The organism is Chryseobacterium sp. sg2396, from assembly GCF_042610505.1.
In the GTDB taxonomy this organism is placed as follows: Bacteria; Bacteroidota; Bacteroidia; order Flavobacteriales; family Weeksellaceae; genus Chryseobacterium.
In genome coordinates this window covers 150,217-172,113 of record NZ_JBHGAQ010000010.1, presented here as the reverse complement: position 1 = coordinate 172,113, position 21,897 = coordinate 150,217, and the positions used below count along the sequence as shown (strand labels likewise).

At 39.7% G+C, this 21,897-nt stretch carries 17 protein-coding genes; 5 read left to right on the top strand and 12 right to left on the bottom strand.

Going from position 1 to position 21,897, the window contains the following annotated elements; all coding sequences use genetic code 11:
* Positions 1 to 222: 222 nt before the first annotated feature.
* From ACED20_RS12370 to ACED20_RS12340, 7 genes are all read right to left on the bottom strand, one after another.
* The gene (locus tag ACED20_RS12370) at positions 223 to 699 is read right to left on the bottom strand and encodes a hypothetical protein (protein WP_378104845.1); all 477 of its coding nucleotides are present in this window, start codon (positions 697 to 699) and stop codon (positions 223 to 225) included.
* 41 nt (positions 700 to 740) lie between these two features.
* Positions 741 to 1,268 (bottom strand): hypothetical protein, encoded by a 528-nt coding sequence (locus ACED20_RS12365; protein WP_294199140.1) that lies wholly within the window; start codon positions 1,266 to 1,268, stop codon positions 741 to 743.
* A gap of 2 nt (positions 1,269 to 1,270) precedes the next feature.
* The gene (locus ACED20_RS12360) at positions 1,271 to 4,006 is read right to left on the bottom strand and encodes a hypothetical protein (protein ID WP_294199139.1); all 2,736 of its coding nucleotides are present in this window, start codon (positions 4,004 to 4,006) and stop codon (positions 1,271 to 1,273) included.
* Positions 3,999 to 4,799: a WxL protein host-binding domain-containing protein gene (locus ACED20_RS12355; RefSeq protein ID WP_294199138.1), complete on the bottom strand. Its 801-nt coding sequence runs from the start codon at positions 4,797 to 4,799 to the stop codon at positions 3,999 to 4,001. Before ACED20_RS12355 ends, ACED20_RS12360 begins: the two co-directional genes overlap by 8 nt.
* Before the next feature lie 97 nt (positions 4,800 to 4,896).
* Positions 4,897 to 5,475 carry a hypothetical protein gene (locus ACED20_RS12350; protein ID WP_294199137.1) on the bottom strand — a complete coding sequence of 193 codons (579 nt, stop codon included), beginning with the start codon at positions 5,473 to 5,475 and terminating at the stop codon, positions 4,897 to 4,899.
* Positions 5,476 to 5,800: 325 nt separating this feature from the next.
* Positions 5,801 to 7,405 (bottom strand): hypothetical protein, encoded by a 1,605-nt coding sequence (locus ACED20_RS12345; RefSeq protein ID WP_294199136.1) that lies wholly within the window; start codon positions 7,403 to 7,405, stop codon positions 5,801 to 5,803.
* Positions 7,406 to 7,530: 125 nt separating this feature from the next.
* Complete coding sequence (locus ACED20_RS12340) at positions 7,531 to 8,325, bottom strand: SDR family oxidoreductase (protein WP_294199135.1); 795 nt, start codon at positions 8,323 to 8,325, stop codon at positions 7,531 to 7,533.
* A gap of 441 nt (positions 8,326 to 8,766) precedes the next feature.
* Here ACED20_RS12340 and ACED20_RS12335 point away from each other — a divergent pair, with 441 nt between their 5' ends.
* The 3 genes from ACED20_RS12335 to ACED20_RS12325 all read left to right on the top strand — a co-directional run bounded on the left by ACED20_RS12335 (position 8,767) and on the right by ACED20_RS12325 (position 15,080).
* Entirely contained in the window at positions 8,767 to 11,655 is a 2,889-nt protein-coding gene (locus ACED20_RS12335; protein WP_378104838.1) for a SusC/RagA family TonB-linked outer membrane protein, read from the top strand.
* 24 nt (positions 11,656 to 11,679) lie between these two features.
* Positions 11,680 to 13,188: a RagB/SusD family nutrient uptake outer membrane protein gene (locus ACED20_RS12330; RefSeq protein ID WP_294199133.1), complete on the top strand. Its 1,509-nt coding sequence runs from the start codon at positions 11,680 to 11,682 to the stop codon at positions 13,186 to 13,188.
* A 65-nt stretch (positions 13,189 to 13,253) separates the two neighbouring features.
* Positions 13,254 to 15,080, top strand: a complete 1,827-nt coding sequence (locus tag ACED20_RS12325) for an alkaline phosphatase (protein ID WP_378104836.1) — start codon at positions 13,254 to 13,256, stop codon at positions 15,078 to 15,080.
* Between the two features lie 202 nt (positions 15,081 to 15,282).
* On the opposite strand, the gene ACED20_RS12320 is transcribed toward ACED20_RS12325, so the two are convergent.
* From ACED20_RS12320 to ACED20_RS12305, 4 genes are all read right to left on the bottom strand, one after another.
* A complete protein-coding gene (locus tag ACED20_RS12320; protein ID WP_378104834.1) occupies positions 15,283 to 16,536 on the bottom strand; it encodes a 3-phosphoshikimate 1-carboxyvinyltransferase in 1,254 nt (417 codons plus the stop codon).
* An 81-nt stretch (positions 16,537 to 16,617) separates the two neighbouring features.
* Positions 16,618 to 16,944: a nucleotide pyrophosphohydrolase gene (locus tag ACED20_RS12315; RefSeq protein WP_378104831.1), complete on the bottom strand. Its 327-nt coding sequence runs from the start codon at positions 16,942 to 16,944 to the stop codon at positions 16,618 to 16,620.
* Positions 16,944 to 17,135: a hypothetical protein gene (locus ACED20_RS12310; RefSeq protein WP_294228773.1), complete on the bottom strand. Its 192-nt coding sequence runs from the start codon at positions 17,133 to 17,135 to the stop codon at positions 16,944 to 16,946. Before ACED20_RS12310 ends, ACED20_RS12315 begins: the two co-directional genes overlap by 1 nt.
* An 18-nt stretch (positions 17,136 to 17,153) precedes the next feature.
* A complete protein-coding gene (locus tag ACED20_RS12305) occupies positions 17,154 to 18,566 on the bottom strand; it encodes a hypothetical protein (protein ID WP_294224223.1) in 1,413 nt (470 codons plus the stop codon).
* A gap of 182 nt (positions 18,567 to 18,748) precedes the next feature.
* On the opposite strand from ACED20_RS12305, the gene ACED20_RS12300 reads away from it, so the two are divergent.
* Entirely contained in the window at positions 18,749 to 19,000 is a 252-nt protein-coding gene (locus ACED20_RS12300) for a type B 50S ribosomal protein L31 (RefSeq protein WP_002976190.1), read from the top strand.
* A gap of 55 nt (positions 19,001 to 19,055) precedes the next feature.
* Here the strand turns inward: ACED20_RS12300 and ACED20_RS12295 are convergent, their stop codons facing one another.
* Positions 19,056 to 19,844 (bottom strand): response regulator transcription factor, encoded by a 789-nt coding sequence (locus ACED20_RS12295; RefSeq protein ID WP_294236466.1) that lies wholly within the window; start codon positions 19,842 to 19,844, stop codon positions 19,056 to 19,058.
* A 168-nt stretch (positions 19,845 to 20,012) separates the two neighbouring features.
* On the opposite strand from ACED20_RS12295, the gene ACED20_RS12290 reads away from it, so the two are divergent.
* The gene (locus ACED20_RS12290; protein WP_294236464.1) at positions 20,013 to 21,797 is read left to right on the top strand and encodes a hypothetical protein; all 1,785 of its coding nucleotides are present in this window, start codon (positions 20,013 to 20,015) and stop codon (positions 21,795 to 21,797) included.
* Positions 21,798 to 21,897 lie beyond the last annotated feature (100 nt).

The window sequence follows — 21,897 nt, the reverse complement described above, 5'->3', positions numbered from 1 at the left end:
GATACCTTCGAGAAGCAGGAAACCAGGGCAAGGCTGAAGGTTCCACAGGAGCTACCTGTTAATAGCTTATAATCATTTGTTTTATTAAACCCCGTAAGGGGTGGCCTGTTACCCATTGTCCATTTTTTCCCCAGGATAATCAATCCTATATTGACTCCGATTCTTACTAGTTAACAGTTTAAACATAAGTAAGAGAACCGTAATTTTACTCATTGCTCATATTTATAGTGCACTTATCGTAAAAACAATACGACTGCTGTATGTGGCAACGGGAATGGTTACCGAGACACCCGTCAGTTGCAACTGTATCGGAATGTTGCTATAGGAAGCCAGTGCAACAACGGCTGTGATTCTGAATAATTCAATATCGGTATTTAAGGGAACATTTGTATATGTTGTTCCACCGGTAATATTACAGGCCAAGCACGATGTTGTTCCGTTACCTGTTCTTCGGGCATTTAAGATAAGGCTGGAATTCCAGATGGGATTCACTTCGTAATGCATCGATACCTTTCCACTTGCTAAAAGTAGAGGAACCGTCGCATTCAGCAGGATCTCATCGGGAGCACTTTCATAGGTTCCGATATAGTTGGTTCCGGCTTCTGTAATAGAAGGAATATTTACAGTCCAGTTCGTTCCGCTAACCGTTAAGGTTCTTTGTGATTTCAATGTTGGAAATATCAGTAAAAGAGTAAGCATTATATATTGCTTTACATGTATTTGGAGAAATTTCATTTTGATTATTCGGTTATGGTATAGGTTATCACGATAGGGGTATTGGATCTCGCTGCCAGATTGGTATATGAATTTGTAGCCAGAGAAATTGTCAGCTGATGGCCGTTATTTGCTCCGTTTCCTGTAAATGCTCCGCCTATGCCGCTGATAATGGTTTGTGCCGTAGTTGTTAATATAATCTGCCCGGAAGAGATCCCCAAAGTTCCACCACCGGATCCGGAAGCGGCAGCTGCCTGAATTCTGATATCGGTTCCCGGGATAATCTGGCTGATGGAGGCTGTAATTCTCCTTGTAACACCTGCAGTTGTAATGGCAGAGGTGTAATTGATCCATTTTGTTATATTTGAGGTGGGAAGAACTAAGGCATTTCCCGCTTCGGTAGGGGCTGTATAATTGAAGGTAATTGTCCCTGCGGGTTCTACGTCCATCAATGTTACGACCGGTAAGGTTACGGTAACCGTTCTGCTCCCAGTTGTCTGCGAAAATAAACTGCAGGAAAGGAATAAACTGATAAGAAATATAAATTTTATCATGCTTATTGCTGTTTTTTGTTTTCATTATAACTTACCCGGATGGACTCCTGTTGATACTTCACGTCGTTCTGTTGTTTTATCACATTGAACGTAATTTTTCTAATTTCCGATGGTTTAAGATGAAGCTCAAACTGCTCAATAGGAATTTTATACTTTTTATCAAGCCCATTGCGGTAAATTTTTACTTTCCATTCGCCGGGCCGCAGATACGTAAAATCAAATGTTTCTCCCAAAACTGCCATTTTCCGGTAAGTGTGTTCTCCATCTGATATTTCCACAATAAGGTTCTCTTTTTTCTTTTTTTCAACCGGAAGACGGATAAAGCCTGAATGACCTGTTTCAGAATAATCGATGGTTCCGTGAATTATTGCTGCTTCAGTTAGTCCGAAGTTGAAAGTATTCTCTTTATCGGTTAAATGAATTGAAGCCGGAATATTAACACTGGCAATATCATTAATATTTGTTGTAGATCTGTCAATTTCTAAGACATACTCACCGGGAACCACATTCTTAAAGACGAAATTTCCATGCTGATCTGTTACCGATAAATGGTTTCCCAGCATAAGCCGGATGCCTTCCACTTTTTTAACACCTAAATTGCTGATATTTCCATGGAGGCTGGTATATTCTGCTTTTTTCTGAGTGGGTACATTTAAACGCAGCGTATAGCGCATGGAAAAAATAAAATCTTTGTTTCCCAATTCACCCCGCTGCAAGGTATATCTTCCTGAAAGATCAAATTCATGGCCGGGAAAAATCTGCTGATGAAAAAGAAGTTCAAAAAGATTCCGGTCTGCAAAATATTCTTCAGGCATATAATTGTTCTGATAGAAAATGCTGAAATTGGTTTTATCCGAAAAACGGCTCAATATTCTTGCTCCGTAGTAAATCTGTTTTTGGTTCGGCATCTGATAACGCGAAGTAACGGCATAGCTTCCATACAGATTAAATGACGTTCTCAATTTCTCGAAACTGATATTTACTGTATAAAAACCGGAATTTCCGGAAAATCCCAGAAGATAATTATCCGTTTTGCCGAACTGGCCCTGCAGGTTGACCTGGAAAATTCCCAATTGCTGATCGAGGCTCAGCCTGAAAAATTGTTCTTTATAATCAAACTCCTTGGGCATCAGACGGTCTTCGTACCGCTGGAATCCATTGTACAGTATAAGCGAACCCTTTTTTGAATACCGGTACTGTATTCCGTACTGAAGGTATTTCCGGTAAGGTGCAGCCAGAAATAAAGTATCCCGCTGAAAGTTTTTGGCATCCTGGACGTAATTGACCATGATACTGATTTTCTTAAAAACCTGATATTGTAGATTTCCGTTAAAAGTATCCGTATTATTAAAATATCCTGCATATTCCGGGCTGGTTCGCATATACATCATATTACCGCTGATTTTACTGAAATTAAAAATCGTCTGAGCCATCATAGCATTTCCAGTCGTCTTATCGGTTTTGCTGTAAGAAACTTCCCCGGAAACTTCTATATTTTTAGTAAGTTTAAATTTTCCCATAACATACGGCAGGTGCGCATCTGAATCTAACCTGAAGGTTGAAAAACTTACCCCTGTATTTTCTCGCCTCGGAATCTTGTACAGGTAACCGGCAGTTATTTCGGATTCCTTAGCAATTTTATATTTTGAATAAACATTGAATTCATCTTTGATATCCCTGAAAAACCGTGGATGATTATAGAATCCGCCGATGCTGACTTTTTTAGTGTCCATCCGGATTTCTGCTCCACGTCCATACCTGGCATACTCCGTTAAAAATGAAGATGAATAATTTTTATCTCCGAGATGCACAAAGAAGTTATTCTGTTTATAATTCACGAAATATTCTTCATAAGGAGTAAAGGAATTGAATTCTGTGGGATTTTTAGTCACGGCACGAAATTCCAGAAGATGTTTGTGTTCTTTATCAATACTTCCCCTGCTATATATTTCACCCTGAAAACCGTCACGGTATTCCCCGCGGTTCTGCATGCTGATAAAAGACACTGAAGCAGCTACAGGCAACCGATGGAAAATATCATCCTCCACAGGATTCACGGCAATAACCTTGATGCTGCTGTATGCGTTGTAAATCTCTTTTGGATTGTTTGCATTGTATACCGAAAGATTTACATTCTGGAACTCATTTTTACCGAGATCCTTATGGGTATTCTTCATTACGGTGATTATTTTTTCTTCTCCTCCCTGTAAAATCAAAGTCGTACTCCGGTCGATAACGGCGTTTTTACTTTCTAGGACAAGATTTTCAGTTACATTTCCGTTATTTTTTAAAAGAAAAGTAGATGATATGGTTTCACCGGCTTTTACAAATTCGGGAGTACTCAAAGCAATTAATACGATTTGTCTTTTACTGGAAACCGTAAACTGAGTATGCCGGAGAAACTTTTCACCGGTAGTTTTTTCCGTACCTTTTAAAATTACCGAGTAACGGCCCTGGGGTGTTTCGGAAGCTATTTTTAACGGAGTGATATAAACATTCTTTCCAGAACCCGTAATTTCTAAGGATCCGCTTGTAATTACCGGAACGATGAACGGGCTTGAGGTACCCACCTGCAGATCATAAACTTTATTTTCGGGATCCGCATTTTCTATGGTAAATGAAATGGAAGTAGTTGTTCCCGGTTGCAGATCATCTTTCTTATCGACAGAATCTTTTTTTTGTGAAAAGATGATTACGGGAAAAAATACAAATAGATATATTATACAGTTTTTAATCATCCTTTACTTCCAGTTCCACATTAATGGCGAATACATTTTCGTCTTCATCGGTAGCAATGAGAACAGCATTGTACTTTGATGCGGGTGTTTTTTCGAGATTCAGAAGGAATAATTTTGAAGTCTGCGGCAATAGGCCCATGGCTTGGCTGGAAAATGTTCCTGCTTTTTGTCCGCTGGTTTTATTATAAATTTCAACGGTTACCGTTGGTTTACAGTAGAGATTTCCTTTATTGGCAACGGCTATCTTCAGAAATGTTTTTCCATTTTCTTTGTCCATTTTCACCCCCTCAAATTTAAGTTCCGGTTTTGCCTTTTCAGTTTCCAGATCTGTGATTATCTGAACTGCATACCGTATTACCGAGGTAATGCTCACGCCCTGTATATTCTCGTCCGGCTTGATATCTTCTACAGGTTCTACCATAATGACACTCCAATAGCTTCCGGGGGCAAAAACTTTATCAGGAATGGTAATTTCGTAAAAGATCTCCGTTTTTTCTTTCGCTTTAAGATTTATGAGATTTGTATTTATCCTGATCCAGCCGGCATTTGTCCTGATATTACTTTCCGGAACCGAATACTGAATGGTACCGTCAGCCTGATAACTTACATCCTGAAGGAAAAGCTTTACATTCTGAGGCTGTTTACCGTTGTTTTCTAGGGCTACTTTCCCTCGGTATACTTTTCCGTTTTCCACTTTGTGGGTATGGGAAAGCCCGTTGAGAACGACAATTCCTGCCCGTAAAAAACAAAACTGAAAAAAGAAAATCAGAAATAGCAATATATGCTTTATCATATTCATGTAAAGTTTGGGTTTAAATGGTAGTCAGTACAAGTTTTGAAAGAGGCATTCGTATGCTTCTTCCGAATTTCATCCTGAAATCGTGGAATGATTAGTTGTCTGAAATGGTATAAGTAACGGTAGCAACTGTAGTTGCAGTAGCCTGAAGATCGGCATACACGGCAACACCGCCGGGACCGCTTCCGGGCGCCAGAGAGTAGGTAAGATTATGTCCGTTATTGGCGCCATTTCCCGTGTAGGCACTTCCGATCCCTGAAATAATGGTTTGGTCTGCAGCACTTAAAGTAAGCTGGGCGGCCGGAGTTCCTAAGGTCCCGCCTCCTGCACCGGTGGCTGCTGCTGCCGTTACACGGATATCGATTCCCGGAATAACGGCATTTAATTTTACGGAGACATTACGGGTAGGGTCGGCAACAGATTTAATGGAGGAGTAATTGAGCCAGAGGGTATTGTTGGCTGCATTTGCCACTATCGGGTTACCGGCTTCCGTGGGTGCTGTGAACCCCAGGGTAATGTTTTTAGTGGCAGCCGGTTCGATGTCTACCAGCGCGACTTCCGGGACTGAAATGGTAATCGTATGATTATCTGTGTTGGTGTCTTGTGCGTTAAGACCTGTAGAAATGGTAAACGCAGCAAAAGACAAAGCTAAAGTGAATTTAAATCTTTTCATGGTGAAATATTTAGTCATATGAAATTAGTAAAATTTAGCATTCCATAAAAATTTTTTAACATTTAATTTTCATGAATGTTTCGTTATCAATTAATTAGGGACATAGACAGGCCTTAAATTTTATTAATATTAATACTAAACCGGATCATGAATTTATGACTTAAATCACTTGATTAAATATTTTTCACAACATGGTGTAAGATTTTAAAATATTCTTTTAATTGACTCGACTACCATTATATAGAAATAAAATCGGATTTTTTGGGTTTTTACCTGTTATTTTTAGCAATAAAAAGTAATAAGAAGCAGGGGCATCTCCGTTCCGTTAAAACCGGCTCAAAATTCCCCAGTGGATTTTGATATCATTGAATTTAAAAGGGTTCCCGAACTCGTTTCCATTCGAAAGCTGGAAACTCATCAGCCCGATCGGAATAAAGAAATTGAATCCGAGACCGACACTGTAAAGCTTAGGCTTAACATTTAAGGATTTATTGTTGAGCTGTCCGTACTGCCCGAACACATCGAAGAAAGCCTGGCTGCCAATGAGATACCGGTATTCCAGACTGCCATAATAATAGAAATCAGCAGCAAGGGAATTTTCATTGAAGCCCCGCATCGAGTTCCAGCCGCCGAAGCGGTAGAGTTCATTCGCCGAAAAATCGATTTTCGAATCCATCATCGCTCCTTCTGCCTTAATGTTCAGGAAATGATTGCCGTTGATGTGGTAATTGTGTTCCCCAAAAAAGTAAAACTGATTCTGTGGAGCTGTTATATTGTCTTTGGTATAGGTAGTCGTCAGATAATCGTAACCGCCGTTGATTTTCGTTTTGTAAAGAAAAAGGTCGATATCCGTAGGTTCTACCATTTCAAACCATATTCCTATTCCCTTTTTATTATAATCTTTCCCCTGTACATACAGCGTATCGATAATGCTGGAACTTTCAAAAGTGCCTCTCAGACCGATCTTATTGCGTGAATTGATATGGTAATAAAAAGCAGGAAGTGCTTTTACATTGGCAAAGGTAGAATCCTGGCGGAAAATATTCACCTTCATGTTCAGGCCGACATTGGATTTGAAAAGATAGGGGATATCCGTCTGCAGGTCGAATGTCTGACCTTTATCGGGATTCCGCTGCCAGTAAAGGTTTACCGTTTCAAAGCCGTTGAAAATGTTTCTGAAGTTTACGTTCAGGGTACCGTTTAACGTAAATTTGTCGGTTTTGTCGTTTCCGAAGCCGATCACCCCGTCGAAGCTGTTTGTTTTTTTCTTCTCCATGAAAAGATAGATGCTCGTGGAATCTTTGGTAAACAGGGTTTGCGGAGGACGTTCCAGGCTGACAAACTGGTGGCTCTGAAAGCTTTTATTGATCGCAATCAGGTTTTTGTCATCGTACGTCTTTCCTTTGAATTCCTTTTTCAGGTTTTTGATGAATCTCTTCGGAACGCTGGTATAACCTTTTACGACAAAGCCGTCAATTGTTCTTTTGTTGTTTTTATTAATGTCCAGCTCTACAATCGGATAACCGTTTTTCTGGCCTTTATATTTGGATTTGATCCTGCTGAAGGCGAAACCGTCATTGATGTAGGCTTTATTGATGCTTTTTTTGGTAGAATCTAAATTTTTCGTGAAAAATTCTTTCCGGATCTTTGTTTTCTGTACGATAGAATCCGAAAGGCTGACGTAGGTCTGGTTAAAGTTCTTTCCTTTATCATAAATAATTTCCGTACTGTCTCCTTTTTTACGCACTTCTTTCAGCTGGGTAAAAAAATAATTGGTCTGTGCCAGCGAATCAAGGAATTTCACGGCCGAAGCGGAATCCTTTACCTTCTTTTTGACTTTCGTTTCCGAATCGATCAGGAAATAAGGCTTCTTCTGCGCCTGGATGAAGATGCAAGAGAGGACAAAAAATATTTTCAGGAATACTTTCAATTCTGATTTTTCTAAATCATTAAAGTCATGATCTTATTAAAAGAAATCTTTCTCGACTTCTGAAATCAATCTTTACGGTTCAGGATCTGTTAATTTTTAAAATAAATGTGTTTTAATAACTCAAACTAAGCTAATTTATTATATTTCTTCATCAAATTCTCATATGTTCCCTGTGGCAGGATCCATTTTAATGGAACCCCGATTTTCTGCCCGAATTTTCCAAAGTAATAATGTGCTTTCCATTTGTTTTTAGCAAGAAGCTGATCTACATATTCAGCTACTTCCAGTGGTTCTGTGCCGTTGCCGACATGCGAATTCATCAATGCATATACTTTGTCGAAAACATTTTTATAGGGTTCCGAAACTTTCGTGCGTACCCGGTTTTCTGCAATATTGGTTTTGATGTCGCCCAGGTGAAGCGAGCATACATGGATATTCCAGGGATAAACTTCATACCTCATCGCTTCCGTTACCTTATCCAGTGCCGATTTTGAAGCCGAATAAAATCCCCGGAACGGTAATCCCATTTCGCTGCCGATACTGGAAACATTGATGATCTGTCCGAATTGATTTTCCCGCATTTTCGGCATCACGGCACTCATCATCTGTACGGCACCTACCAGGTTTAGGTTGAAAAGCTTCAGGATGTCCTCTTTTGAAGAATCTTCCACGGCACCTACCATCCCCATTCCGGCATTGTTGATCAGTACGTCGATCCTGGTTTCCGTTTTCAACACTTCGGCAACCGCGTGCTGTACGGCATCGTTATCTGTAACATCCGTCGGAATGGATCTGAAATGCAGGCTTTCGGTGTGCTTTCTGCTCAGCCCGTACACTTTATGGCCTTTCTTACCAAAATATTCAGCCAGTACAAAGCCGATTCCCGATGAAGTTCCTGTGATGATGATTGTTTTTGACATGAATAATTTAAGTATTTATTTGATTAAAGGCTTTTAAAGATTTTTCAGGACCTAAAATTATTCATTTTTAGACAAAAGAAACCTATTTATCGTCTTCAGTTTTTAAATTATCTATATCCCACTCAAAGAAAATAAATGGAACCAAAATTTCTTTGCTATCCGTTAAAGGATATGAAGCGAAAGTAAAGAAAATAAATAAGTCTACTTTTATGGTCGGGTTTTAAACTTAAAATACGTTTAACATACTGCATATTTGAATTGTAAAATTTAACAATGGAAAGATTTCTTATTAAATTGGATTAAACATTTAAGCATTTTTCTTCCGAATCTGAAAACAGGGTTTTTAAAAATAAAAAAATTAGTTCATAAAAGAACAATAATAACTTAATAAAGTCCTGATGTGTGGTAGGCTAATTTTGCGCCAGGTTAAATCAAGGATTTATGAATGTATTTAAAATCCCGGTTTCAGTAAACTATTTTACAGGACGGGTATTACTTATTGGTGCAATAACAGCTTCACCATTGTTCTTTGCTCAGAAAAAAGACAGCTTAAAAGGAAAAACGCTTGACGAATTGGTCATGGTAGGCTACGGCACCCAGAAAAAAAGCAAGGTATCCGGAGCGGTAACGGAAGCTTCACTGGATAAACTTATGTCCAGGTCATTATCCGGCGTCGGGGAAGTACTTCAGGGAAAAGCAGCCGGTGTAACGGTCGTAAACGAAGGCGGCGATCCGAACGGTACGCCTAAAGTAAATATCCGCGGTCTGGGAGGAATCAATGGTGAAACGCCGCTTTATGTGGTGGATGGTGTTGTTTTCAACGGTACGCCATCTGTTAATCCGAATGATATTCAGGATATTTCTGTACTTAAAGACGCTTCTGCCGCTATTTATGGAGCAAGATCCTCCGGAGGTGTTATCCTGATCACCACTAAAAAAGGAAAGAAAGGTGCACTCTCCGTTGATTTTGATGTGAAGTACGGGCTGAACCAGGCCTGGAGAATAAAAGAAGCCCTGAACGCTGCCGAATTTCAGGATGTGATGTATAAAGCCTATGAGAATGCAGGAAAACTGAATAGTTTACCGATCGCTTTTAATCCTAACCTGTATCCGGACGGAAGAATTACCAGAACCGACTGGATGAAAGAGATTTTCCGTACGGGAGCCATTCAGGAATATAATGTAAACATAAGCGGCGGAAACGAAAAATCCAGGTATTTCGTGGGAATGAACCACCGGAGTCTTGAAGGGATTTTATTGAATACCCAGGCAAAAAGATACAATTTCAGGGTAAATTCTGAGCATAAAGTGAAAGACTGGCTTACCATCGGGGAAAATATGTATTACAATTACTCCGACGGAAATTCTGCCGATACCAGAAGTGCATATACGGGCGCTTTGGTGGCCGCAATGTATTATCCGCCGAATGTTTCAGTATATACCCCTTCGGGAGCGTATTCGGGATTACCTGTTGATGTGGCCGGTGGTTACGGGGACGTTATCAATCCGGTGGCTTATCTGCAAAGGATCAATATAAAAAATCCTACGCATGAAATCCTTATCAATCCGTATGCAGAGATCACGCTGGCAAAGGATCTGAAATTTCGTTCCAACTTTTCACAGACTTTCCGGTTAGGGGATGTCAAGAATTTTACATCGAGAGTGCTGGAAGTCGGAAAAATATTCGATACCAATAATTTGGAATATCAGTCCAATAATTCTTCTACGGCCCTTGCCGAGCAGCTTCTTACCTATAAATTTTCTTCGGGTAAACATAGCTTCGATTTTCTCGGAGGATTTACTTTCCAGAAAACGATCGACGAAGGTTTTATGGCGAGAGCTTACGATTTCAGAAGCGAGGCAGCTACTTTTCAATACCTGCAAAACGCCGCAGATACCAATAAAGATGTTTCCAGCTACCGGTTCAAGCAGACCCTAATCTCTTATCTGGCCAGGATCAATTATGATTATGCAGGCAGATATATTGTTAGTGTCTTAGGACGCCGGGATGGTTCTTCACTGGTGGCAGAACAAAACCGTTTTGCCAATTATTATGCGCTCTCCGGAGCATGGGTCGTATCCAAAGAAAATTTCATGAAGGATATCAGCTGGCTTTCCAACCTGAAATTCAGGGGAAGCTATGGTATTTTAGGGAATCTTGGCGGAATTTCCCCTCAGGCGGTAAACCCGTTGATGACAAGGTATAATAACGTGATTTTCGGACAGGATCCTTCTCAGAATATTGCTTACTATACTACAACGCGTCCTAATCCGAATTTGAAATGGGGAAAATCAGAGCAAACCGATTTCGGTGTTGATGCTTCATTCCTGCACAACAGCCTATCTGTTCAGTTCGACTATTTTGTGAAAAATTCCAAGGATCAGATCTTTAACGTCAGTCTTCCAAGTACTTCCACCTATTACAATCAATACGTAAATGCGGGATTATTCCAGGATAAAGGATATGAGTTGGGGATCAATTACACCGGTAAAAGCACAGAGGATTTTACCTACTCGGTTGGAGCCGTATTCAGTCAGCTAAAAAATACGGTAAAACAGCTGGCCGGTGTGGATGAGATCTTTATTAATGATAACGGAGTAAGAGGAGTTTTAAAACCTACAAGGGTAAAAGTCGGTGATCCGTTATATTCGTTTTACGGCTACCGGACGGGAGGAATCTTCCAGTCTCAGGAAGAGATTAACAATTACAAGGATGCCAACGGTAATCTGATCCAGCCCAATGCCAAACCGGGAGATATTAAATTCCTGAAAAAAGATGGAAATACAGGCGTTCTCAGCAACAGTGATTTTGTAAATCTCGGAAGCCCGTATCCTAAATTCTCTTACGGATTCTCTTATAACATGACATGGAAAAATTTCGATCTTAATCTGTTCTTCCAGGGAGTATACGGAAATAAAATATTCAACGGATTTAAATTTATCTCTTTAAATCCCGGCGGAACAGGACAGAATTACAATATGGACCGGGATATCCTGAATGCCTGGACACCGGAAAATACCAATACCAATATTCCGAGACTGGTACAGGGTGACCCAAGCGGAAATTATTCCAAAGTTTCGGATTTCTACGTGGAGGACGGATCTTATCTGAGGCTTAAAAACCTTACCATCGGTTATTCGCTGCCAAAAGATCTATACAGAAAGCTGGATGTAAATAAGATCAGGGTGTATGTAACCACCAATAACCTTTTTACCATTACCAAATATACAGGATTTGATCCTGAAGTCGGGATGAACTCTTACGGGGTGGATACCGGAAGATATCCGCAGGCACGTTCGTTCATTTTCGGGGTAGAAGTAGGATTATAATTTTAACCATCAAAAAAGAAAACAATGAATTTTTTTAATAAAATATTTTTAGTGTCGGGAATCTCAGTAATGCTTCTTTCATGTACAGGGGAGCTTGACGTTCAGCCGGAAGGTACGCCTACGGAAGCTAGCTTCTGGAAGACCGAGAATGATCTGATTACAGGAGCAAATGCCATGTACAGGCCACTCGCGGACAGTGAGTTTTACGGAAGAGGACTTTTCTGGTTCATTAATGCCAGTGACGATATGGTGACGGGAAGATCCAAAAGCGAACCCGATAATGCCAAGAATTTCAGCAGCAATTATATTGCGGCCGGCGACCTGGAAACCCAATGGAATAAAAGATATACGGTAATCGGGGTAGCAAACCGTGTCATCCGCAATATTGACAACATCCAGGCTTCCGCAACCGTGAAGAACAAATATCTCGGCGAAGCTTTTTTTATGAGCAGCAGAATGTATTTCGAGCTGGCTTACAATTATGGGAACGAAAAAGCCGGAGTCCCAATCGTAGACCGTACCAAAGAGCCGGATTCCGATCCGGTTCCGAGGGCAGCCAACGTTATGGAAAACTATAACTATATCGTTCAGGACCTGAAAAAAGCAGCCGAACTGCTTCCGTACCAGGAACAGCTTCCTGCGAAAGATTACGGAAGACCGCATAAAGCGGCAGCATGGGCCTTACTGGCAAAAGTTTACCTGTTTATGAAGGATTGGCAGAATGCCGCATTCTGGGCTAACGAAGTCATGACGAAAGGAAACCGGAATCTTCTGACCAACTATGCCGATGTGTTTAAAGCGGAAAATAATTACAGCTCAGAGTACATCTGGTCCGTACCCAGCACACCAAAATTCAATTCCGTAGGAAGTATTCTTCCTGGCGTAATGCTGGAGAACAAAGGATGGGGACAATACAACGGATGGGGATACTTCCAGCCTACGAAAGAACTGTATGATGAATACGAAACGGGAGACCTGAGAAGGAGCGCAACCATTCTGAAGCTGGGAGATAAATTTACCTTTAACGGAACGGAGAGAACCTATGCTTCTACCAACTCGCTTACCGGATATCAGTTCAATAAATATATGGATGCCTTTAAATATCCATTGAACAGCGGCCACGTAAGTGCGAATGGGGATTATCCGTGTACCGACCTTGCCGTTCCGATCATGCGTTATGCTGAGGTGATATTAATCCGGGCAGAAGCTTTACTGATGATGGGGCAGAATGCCGACCAGGAAATCAACAGAATCAGAGTCCGTGCAGGATTGGCACCGAAAACAGGATGTATCCTGGCAGACCTGAAGCATGAAAGACGTTGCGAGCTTGCCGGAGAATGGGCAGACCGCCACAGGGATCTTGTACGCTGGGGCGATGCGCAGGCCAATTACGCCAAGCCGCTGCACGGGATCAACGGTCAGACCGTTTGGGCAGCCAGGAACTTCAATCCTTCGGTGCATAATGTATGGGCGGTTCCGCAGGTAGAAATCGTCAACAGCAAAGGAGTGATCAAACAAAATGAAGGCTGGTAAAATTTAATTTAAAATAAGAACTGCAGGTCACGGATCTTCGTGATCGGCGGTTTTTCAAAGACAGTATGAAGATATTTAAAATAGGATTAGCACTGGCTCTAGGGATCTGGTCTCAGAATTATGCCCAGAATTATTTGAATTACAGTGTGGCCAATGCGCATTCGCATAATGATTATATGCAGGATGTTCCGTTCTGGAATGCCTATTATGCTCATTTCGGATCGATAGAAGCAGATGTTTTTCTCGTAAAAGATCAACTGTGGGTGGCTCATACCGAAAAAGAGCTTTCTCCGGACAGAACGCTGGAAAGCCTTTATCTGAAGAATATTTCCAGACAGCTGAAGCTGAATAATGGGCATATTTATTCCGAAGGAAGCCAAAAGCTGCAATTGCTGATTGATATTAAACGGGACGAGAAGGCAAGTCTGGCTGCATTGATTAATACCTTGAAAAAGTACCCCGAAATTACCGGGAATCCTGAAATTAAAATAGTTATCACAGGAGAAAGGCCGAAGCCTGAAGATTTTAAAAATTATCCTGCTTATCTGTATTTCGACGGGGATCTTAACCAGAATTACACGGCGGAACAGCTTAAAAGAGTAGGGATGTTCAGTGAATCATTTACTGATCTGGTGAAATGGAGCGGTAAAGGTATTCCGAGAGATGAAGAAACGGAAAAGATCAGGAAGGAAGTGGAAAAAGCCCATGTGCAACAGAAACCCATGCGTTTTTACGGAGCCCCCGATTTTACGAATGCGTGGGTGAACCTTATCGATGCAGGCGTGGATTATATCAACACCGATCATATTCCCGACCTTAAAAGGTTCATGAATTCCATTCCGAAAAATTTTTATAAAAACACGGTGGCGTATGAAACGTATCAACCGACTTATAAAACCGACGGCCTTCATCAAAAGGTAAAGAATGTGATCCTTCTTATACCGGACGGAACTTCACTGCCTCAATATTATGCTGCTTTTACAGCCAATAAAGGAAAGCTGAACGTTTTCAACATGAAAGCGACGGGATTATCCAAAACAAATTCCTACAACGCTTACGTTACCGATTCTGCTCCGGGATCCACTGCTTTTGCTACCGGCGTAAAAACGAAAAATACATTTGTAGGTGTTGATGCATCAGGGAAAGCTTTGGCTCAGATTCCCGATATTATTGCAGAAAAAGGACGGGTTTCCGGACTGATTTCTACCGGAGATGTTACCGATGCCACACCGGCAGACTTTTATGCCCATTCGGATAACCGCAACAGTTCGGAAACGATTCTGAAAGATTTTGTGGCTTCCAAAACGAAAATCCTGATCGGAGGTCCTTCCGGCGGACTAACAAAAGAAACGGAACAAAAATTTAAGGATGCCCATATTGACCTGTATCGCGATCTGAAATCAGCAGGAAAAATCAATAACCGGACATTAATTGTTGATCCGATAGCGTCCCGCAGAATTACCGATGGGAGAGGGAACTGGCTTGGGGATGCTTTTGATCTTACTCTGAACGAGCTGAAATCCAATGAAAAGGGATTCTTCATGATGGTGGAAGCATCCCAGACCGATGGCGGCGGACACAGCAATAACATCGGGCAGTTGGTTACCGAATTGCTGGATTTCGATTCCGTAGTCGGAAAAGCCATGAAATTTGCCGATGAAAATAAAGAAACATTGGTGGTTGTACTTGGAGACCATGAAACGGGAGGGCTTACCCTTCTTGACGGCAGCCTTACAGAAGGCTGGGTATTCGGGAATTTCAGTACCAATGATCATACCGCACTTCCATCAAGTGTATTTGCTTACGGTCCTAATTCCGGGGATTTTACAGGGTTCTTTGAGAATAAGGAGATTTTTAATAAGATCCTTACGGCTTACGGCATTCAGAAATAGGAAATTGATTTATTTTTTATAGGAAAAGGCTGCCTGAATTTTTGGGGCAGCCTTTTCGTTTATTTTAAATCAATATTTTAACGTGATAAACAGAGCCTGCATTTAAAAAAAGCGAACAAAATCATTTGATACTAAGACTCCGAACAGTATGTTGACCGAAAGGAGCTTCCGGCTTCCCTCTTCCAGCCTGTAGACCTGATTTCTATTTCGTGTTCACATTAATTTCAGTGATATTGTTGATCAGGATTTTCTCAAGATCCTCCCAAAACATCGGGTAAGACTTCTCCACCACATTTTCATCTTCAATAGTAAGTTCTTTAACTAAGCAAAACGGCGCAAAACTCATCGCCATCCGGTGATCCTGATAGGTTTTGATCGAGATATTCTCCTGGGGCTCATCAAAGCGGACCGATCGTATGGTGGAATCCGTAATTTCGGTTTCAGTTCCCAGCTTCTGTAATTCGTTGTATAGAGCCAGTAGCCGGTCGGTTTCCTTTACCCGCAACGTTCCCAGGCCTGAAATTTCAAACGGGATCTTCAGGGCTGCTGCCGTTACGCAAAGGGTTTGGGCAATATCGGGACAGTCATTCATATCCAGGATAATCTTTTCCGGAAAGGTAAAACCTTCAACAGGCTGAAGGGTGATTGTATACTCTTCGTCTGTAAAAAGGGTTTTAATCCCGAAAAATTCCTCATAGATTTTTGCAATCGCAGAATCTCCCTGGGTAGATTCCCGGTAAAAGCTTTTCAGACGAATGGTCTTCCTTCCTAACGCGGCAAATGAGTAGAAATAAGAAGCTGAGCTCCAGTCGCTTTCCACTTCGTAATGGATGATGGATGACTGATGATCAGTAAACGGTTCTACTTTGATCGTATTTCCAATGAAGCTGGCTTCAATACCGAATTTCGTTAAAATATCAAGCGTCATTTCAATATACGACCTTGAGGTAATTTCTCCGACCAGATTAATCTCCAATCCTTTTTCCAGCTTTCCGGCAATGAGCAGGAGAGAGGTGATGAACTGGCTGGAAATATTCGCCGGAACATTTACCCGGGTTTCTGTGATCTTCCGGCCTTTAATTTTCAGAGGTGGGAAGCCTTCATTTTCCAGGTATTCGATTTCTACCCCAAGGTTTTGCAGAGCTGTCACCAGATTTTTGATCGGCCTTTCCTTCATCCGTTTGGATCCCGTAAGAATGGTCGTTTTTCCTTCCTGAATCGAATAATAGGACGTCAGGAAACGCATGGCTGTTCCCGCATGATGAATATCTACGGTTTCTGTGTTTTCCGAAAGGGCTTTTTTTAATAACTGCGTATCCTGCGAATTGGAAAGATTGTCGATTTTTATGTTTTCAAACAGGCTTTCCAAAATCAACAAACGATTCGAAATGCTTTTCGAACCGCTGATCTGTATGGTCTTGTTGGATTGTAATTTTGATTTTTCTAACTTCTTCATTATTCTTCTGAGTTGAAAGGCCGAAGGCAGCAATCTTGAAGTTGTGCACTGCGCTAAACTTCTGTCAGCCATCTTCCTACCTTATTTTAATTTCTCATTATTCTGATGGCGGTCTTTGTCGCGATCGGTTTTGATCTTCATTTTTTTATCGAAAGCTTCCTGGAGGTTAACGCTGGTCTGGTTAGCCAAACACAAAGTCACAAACAGGACATCGGCCAGTTCTTCTCCCAGGTCCTTGGTTTTATCGCTTTCCTTTTCGCTTTGTTCGCCGTATCGTCTGGCAATAATCCGCGCCACTTCGCCAACTTCTTCCGTAAGCATCGCCATATTGGTCAGCTCGTTAAAGTAACGGACACCGATCGTCCTGATCCATTCGTCTACTTGCTTCTGCAGGGTCGTAATTTCCATTATGGTTTATCTTTAAGCTGCTCTTCAAAAACAGTAACTTTAGATTGCAAAATTTCCAATTCCTCTGTGTGGTGGCTTATGTTCCCAAGATTTTCGGTGAAATCAGCAAATTTTTTGAAAAGCTTTCTTACGGTAAAATATACGGCAATCAATATGATAAAAGCCCCTATTTTGACAATATTAAAATCCATTGACTTTTTAGATTATATTTAAAAATACTGGTAAGCGCCCAGTGTAGGATTGGATGTTCTTGAAACATTGGCAATATCGGTAGGAACCGTCGCCGCCACGGATGCACTCCCTTTTCCGATGGCAGGAGAGTTCTGCTTTACCCGCATATTCATTTTTGCTGCAAAATAATTGACAAACAGAGGGTCCTGGTTTTTGATCGATTGTATAACGCTTGTACTCGTGTCAAAATTAAAGCCCGCTTCAGAGGTGCCGGAATATTTGATCAGGCAGTTCTGAAGAGTGAAATTAAACAGCTGTCCCGGAGTCTGTTCAAAGCTCACCGAATTATCGCGGTCCGAATACACAATGCTGTTTCTTAGATTAAGAATCAAAGCGCCCTGTTCTTTCGTCCCGGATTCATTGGTCCATTCGTTGCTGGCATAGAGACCGTTTCTGTTGTAAGAATGCAGCAGATCGGAATAATTGGCAATGGTACAATGGGTAAAACTATGCGTTCCTCCTTTGAAAAGGGCAACAGCAGATTCCCCACAATTGTTCATCACCAAGTTTTTTGCATTGATGGTCGAAGCCACCGAATAAATCCCATACTCCTGGAAGGTATGGATAAATGAGTTATTGATCGTAGCATTGGTTTGTTTCAGATCGAGCCCTCGCGTACCGCCGAATAACCGTGCGTAATTCATGTTCAGCGTAGAGCCGGCGCTCATCTTGATGGAGTTCCAGTTTTTAGGAATGGTATCGTAAGCCGGGTCGTTCCTGTCGCCGCGAAGGGTAACATTATTGGCCAGGGTTCCGTTAATATTCAGAGTAGCCCCTGAGAGTACCTTCATCCCGCTGTTTTTATGGAAATATACTTTGGTGCCCTGCTGAATATTTAAAACCGCATTCTGATCAATCGTAAGATCGCCGTAAATAATCTTAGCTTTATTGCTGGTCCAGTTGGTGGTTGAAGTAAGAATATTCGGATTGGTAGGCGTTTTAATAAAGAATTCCGCATCCTGTACAACGGAGAATAAGACCACCTGCTGCTGGCCGGCCGGACTCTGAAACAAAATTTTGTCTTCGGCTATGGCTTCGGGGCCGCTTGCTTCCGGTGCAATCTCAACGAAAATATACAGACTGTCTTTCTTTCTTAAAGGAACATCTTTAAAATCGTAGCCCGGTTTTCCGTCTACATTGATCTTATACAAGGAAGTCGCGCCTTTTTCAAGATGAATCCTCGGGATCAGAATGTCTTTATCTTCATTATTATATACTTTTACGGCATAAGTTTCTGAACGGACCTGATGATACACCGTATCACAGAAAACGGTATCTTTTGAAAAACTTAATTCCTGTGAAGGTTGATCAAAGCTGATGTCATCCTTATTACAGGAGACTGCCATAACAAGCATCCAGAAACAAAAAGCCAGTAATAATTTGAATTTCATCGAAAATAAAGTTTAAATAGATTTCAAATGTAACGAAAATACTTCAAATTTCTTATGAAGAAAAAATTATTGATGTGTTATTTGCAATTTCAAAAAAATATTGTATTTTTGCACCCTAAAATTAGCAGAGAAATATCCATTACTATTTCGAAAGCAAACTTTAATTTTTTAAAAATTGTATTATGAAAAACGGAATCCACCCAGAAAATTATAGACTTGTTGTTTTCAAAGATATGAGTAACGACGAAGTATTTCTTTGCAAGTCTACAGCAGAAACAAAAGACACCATCGAGTATGAAGGACAAGAGTATCCTTTGATCAAAATGGAAATCTCCTCAACTTCTCACCCTTTCTACACTGGTAAAGTGAAGTTGGTTGACACAGCAGGTAGAGTTGACAAATTCATGAATAAATACAAAAAATTCGCTAAGTAATTTTTTGAAATTAAAATATTAAAAGTCTTCCAAATTTTGGGAGACTTTTTTGTTGTTAAATCAAACCTGCTTCTATTGCTTTTTTTACCATTTCAGATACTTTATTGCAATTCATCTTGCTAAAAATGTTTTTCCGGTGGGTTGTAACCGTATGATAGGAGAGATTTACTTTATCTGCAATTTCTTTGGCGGAAAATCCTTCTGATAAAGAAGTAAGAATCTGTATCTCTCTTTTCGTAAGTGAAAAATCTGCATCGGGTTTTCCCTTTTTCTTATAGAACATCTGATGGAAATCATTCCGGCTCCCAAATCCTGAAACCAAGACCGTATAAGGATTCTCATGGATAAGATGCTGAACATTGGAGTGGATATTGATTGCCTGAACAAGTCTCCCGTCATTGTCCCGGTGGGTATGGATGGCCTGATGATGAAACATTTCATAATTGTCTTTTCCGGTGATCATCCTGAAACAGTAGCTTGATTTTAATTCGGTCTGATGTTCCCAGCCGATCTCGTACATTTTTTCAATAGACATTCTTTCAGCTTCTATTACAAATTCCAGGTCTGCAGGATGAATCAAATCAATAATTTCTTTCAGATGAGTTGGGGTATTTTTTAAGTCGTGTATTTTCAGGATGTTCCTGTGTACTCCGCTTATGGTACTGTCATAAAAATCGATGGTGTAATAGTAGAATTCTCCGGGAGCAAACATGCCGCCTATAAAATCTTCAATTTTCGGTTGGGCAAGCTGTATTCTTTTGTTTTGCAGAATTTCAGGATAGTCGTTCCAGACATCGGTAAGTTGATGGGCGCTTTTTGCACCGGTTATATATTTTCCAGTCATGGTTTTTTAGTTTTCAATAAAATTAACAAAAATTATGTTAAAAAATACCTTTTTCGAGGGATTTTGTGTTAGGTTTTTTGAGAATAATTTTGAATTAAATATATAAGTGAGATGAAATTTTGATTCACACTTATTTCTGTCATCTTATTTACATCAAAACTAAAGACTATGAAAAATCAAATTTTTATTTTATTGCTTATGCTACTACATCCGGTTTTCTTTTTGGGTAATAATAAACCTAAGAATGATTACAATAAATTAAAAGATACAATAAGAGAAAAGCATCCCAAAATCTTTATAGATTCTACACGACATATTATTTATGATTTCAAAACAGGAAAGTATTTAAAGGATATTCGCAGAATTAAGGTACACACTCCGGTAGTCTTCAGAGTTAAAAATATTAATCCATTTGTCTATAAAATCATTATAACTCCAAAAGATTCGATTGTAGGAGAATCTTGGTTTGATAAAGAATTCATGACTATGTTGACAGGAAAAGAATTGCAAAAAGCAGAGAATAAGCTTCTGGAAGAACAAGCGGATTCTGGTAAAAATATGGCAACCCAAACTCAGATAGTTACTAAAAAAGAATATATAGGAAATCCTGCTGAACAAGAGAATAATAAAAAAGGAGTAAAAGCTATTCAGAAGAATATTTTATTAAAGAATGAAAATAAAAAACTTCAAGCAAAAGTTGAGGAAACCATTGATGGATTAGGGAAATTGGGCGTCCCAATTACTAATAGAAATCCTGAAAAAGTTCAATTGAATATTGAAAGTTTATCAAAAACAGATACAATTAGTTTTCCTAAAACATTGAATTCTCTTTCTGCTAATTTGAAAGATTTACTTGAAAAAATAAGTATTAACTCTAATGAAATAAAACAAAATGAAGGTTTTATAAATGATAAAACTAAAGAATATGAAATTCTTTTGGATGATTTTAATAACAAATATAATTCCTTTATTAAGGATAGTCGTGCAATATTCAGTTTATTAAGAGTTTCAAAAAAAGTAGATGTTATATCAAATATTCCTGATCTAGATTCTTTTAAGTACATTAAATATTCACAAGAAATAATGAAATATTCCGATAGTTTATTGAAAGGTACTGGAGAGGTTGATGAATATAAAAAAAGCTTTTCAGAATTAGGAAATGCTTATTATAAACTGATTTCTATGAATCATCTCAAAGAAATAATGGAGAAAAGTGGTGTAGAAAAATTACTTTCGTATCCTGCATATTTAAAAGAAAAATCAGACGCACTTAATGATTGGTTTGTAAAGTTTAATATTGACAAAGTAATCGCACAAGCATTTTGGGTAACCACTCAATTGAACAATCCTGAAACTTTTATTACAAAGTCTGATCCTGTCCAGCCGGAAAATGATATGATCCAATTTCATATTAAAATAGAACCAAGGGACAAAACTAGGCCAGAATCTTATCATAATCCCAGAGATTTTACTTATAAGCAGGCCTTATATGGTGGGACTCGGGTTGATTTCAGTTTAGGATTAGCAGCTGCTCATTATTGGGATGCTCCAATTTATGAAGTAGATAGAGATAATAAAATTAAAAGTTCGTTTAAAAATATGTTTTCACCATCTCTGGTTGGAATGGTCACTATGAGTTGGAGGAAATCAGGATATTTATCATATGGTGGAAGCTTTGGAATGGGGCTTGACATAACAGATGGTAAGATTCAATTTAGTAATTTCTTTATAGGGCCAACTATTTTACTTGGTAAAAAACAAAGGATATTTATTACTGCTGGCCCATCAGTAAAGAATGTCGGAAGACTTAAAGATGGTTTTGATGGATTTCAGATAAACGGTACAAATGATTTATCATCATATACCAGCAATTACTATAAAATTGGAGTTTTCGCATCTGTTACCTACAGCCTAACTAAAGATGCTAGATTACTAATTAAAAATTTAAGATAAATAGATTACGCAATAATTTTTTATGTCAATATTTTAAAGTCTTCCGAATTTCGGGAGACTTTTTTATTTGTACTTTTGTTACACATTGAACATTGAATTC